The organism is Methylophaga sp. UBA1464 (genome assembly GCF_002325665.1).
Lineage (GTDB): Bacteria > Pseudomonadota > Gammaproteobacteria > Nitrosococcales > Methylophagaceae > Methylophaga.
In genome coordinates, this window is the sequence record NZ_DCSO01000075.1 from 521 (window position 1) to 2608 (window position 2088).

Annotated in this window: 3 protein-coding genes; all 3 read right to left on the reverse strand. The window is 46.0% G+C overall.

Annotated features, from left to right (window positions below):
- Positions 1 to 305, reverse strand: a 305-nt coding sequence (locus B3O33_RS08950) for a response regulator (protein ID WP_292363454.1), incomplete at its 3' end; no start/stop codon positions are given.
- Between the two features lie 12 nt (positions 306 to 317).
- The gene (locus B3O33_RS08955; RefSeq protein WP_292361049.1) at positions 318 to 872 is read right to left on the reverse strand and encodes a DJ-1 family glyoxalase III; all 555 of its coding nucleotides are present in this window, start codon (positions 870 to 872) and stop codon (positions 318 to 320) included.
- 15 nt (positions 873 to 887) lie between these two features.
- On the reverse strand, positions 888 to 2087 hold the full coding sequence (locus tag B3O33_RS08960; RefSeq protein WP_292363456.1) for a S41 family peptidase: 1200 nt from the start codon (positions 2085 to 2087) through the stop codon (positions 888 to 890).
- Between the last annotated feature and the right edge of the window lies 1 nt (position 2088).

Genomic DNA, 2088 nt, shown 5'->3' on the forward strand with positions numbered 1-2088 from the left:
CGTAATGGTTCCAGGGCATCAATATTTGATTCGCTGGAGATCAGCATAAAATGCGTATTTTCCAGATTATCTATGCTGCGTATCGAGGAAAGTAGTTCGGTGGCAGTCATATCAGGCAGATACATTGCGCTGATAACGAGGTCAGGAGGATATTTTTGCATGGCTTCAATGGCTTGGGCCCCATCATGAACACCGTCGATTTTAGTGACCCCCGCCTGTTGCAATTCGCGCATAATAATTTTCAGCTGAACGGAAGATGGTTCAACCAATAATATTGAGAGTTCTGATTCATTCAGTGAATACATGCGACTTCCGTTTTAGCGAATGACAAGACCCGTTTCGACTTGCTGGCGGGTAGTTTTATTGATCAATTTTTCGATAATCATCAAGGCAAAACTGATTGCCGTCCCCGGACCTCGTGAAGTAATGACGTTATTGTCACAAACGACAGCTTCATTACTGAGTTGGATTTCAGGCCACTCAACAGCCTCAAGTGCGCCAGGGTAACAGCTGACCTTGAGTCCCTTCAGTAAGCCGGAATGCGCTAACACCATCGGTGCCGCACATATTGCTCCAATCCATTTGTCGCCTTGATGCAAACGTTTAATCAGCGCATGAATGCGAGGATCGACATCAAGATTATTAGTGCCGGGTTGTCCTCCCGGCAAAATCAGCATATCAAAATCATCATTAATAACTTCATCCAGAGTGGTGTCCGCAACTAACCGGACACCACGACTGGCATTGATTTGTTGATGCCTGGTTAAGCTGGCAGTAACAACGTTTATTTCCGCTCTTCTGAGAATATCTATCACAGTCACGGCTTCGAGCTCTTCAAAGCCTTCTGCAAGCGGTATTAATACAGTTTTCATGATGTGAATAACGTTTTAACGTTTGCTCATGAGGCTCATGCCTTTCAACAGGTTTAATGCTTGAGACAGCGGATAATCACGCAGCGCTAAAGGTTGTTTTTCCTCTTCATCTGCAGACGGTTTTTCGCCCAGCTCTTCCAGCATGCCATTTTCCAGATGACGACTCAGATCCGCCTCACGTAAAGGTTGAAAGCCGTTATCTTCGGCTGCACTGATTTGCAGAGCATCAAGCTTGATATCCGGTTCAATACCATCCGCCTGTATGGAACGGCCGGATGGCGTGTAATAACGTGCAGTTGTCATTTTCACTGCTGTATCATTGGTCAGTGGCATAACCGTTTGAACGGATCCTTTGCCAAAGGTTTTAGTGCCAAGAATAACCGCTCGCTGATGGTCCTGCAGGGCGCCAGCCACGATTTCGGAAGCAGAAGCCGAACCACCGTTGACCAGCACCACAATCGGCGCGCCATTCAGCATATCGCCCGGTTTGGCGTGGAATTTTTGATCTGAATCCTGAATGCGGCCTTCAGTGTAAACAATCATGCCTTTGTTAAGGAAAGCGTCAGAAACTTCAACCGCTGCATCTAATACCCCACCCGGATTATTACGTAAATCCAAAACCAGACCTTTTAATTTTCCACCATTGTCAGTTTTTAGTTGATTTATGGCCTCGCGCAGGCTTTCTCCCGTTGGAGATTGAAAGGTACTTATGCGGACATAGCCATAACCTGATTCTAAAGTTTCTGTACGGACGCTTTTCACTTTGATGATGGCGCGAGTCAATTCAAGCTTAAGCGGTTTATCAGCACCTTCACGGATAATTGTCAGCATAATTTTACTACCCGGTTCGCCGCGCATAATTTCAACTGCTTCAGCCAGGCTTAATCCTTTGACCGGAGTATCATCCAGACGAATAATTAAATCACCTGATTTGACACCAGCTTCTGCAGCTGGGGTTTCATCAATAGGCGCTACTACTTTAACGAAGCCATCTTCCATTGAGACTTCAATACCCAGGCCGCCAAATTCACCGGAGGTTCCTTCACGTAAATCTTTGAATTCACCTAAGTCCAAATAGGCTGAGTGGGGGTCGAGCCCGGATAACATGCCGCGAATGGCATTTTCCAGCAAAGTTTTGTCTTCCACCGGCTCAACATAACTGCTTTTTATACGGCCGAAAATTTCAGAGAAAGCCCTTAAATCATCAATCGGCAAG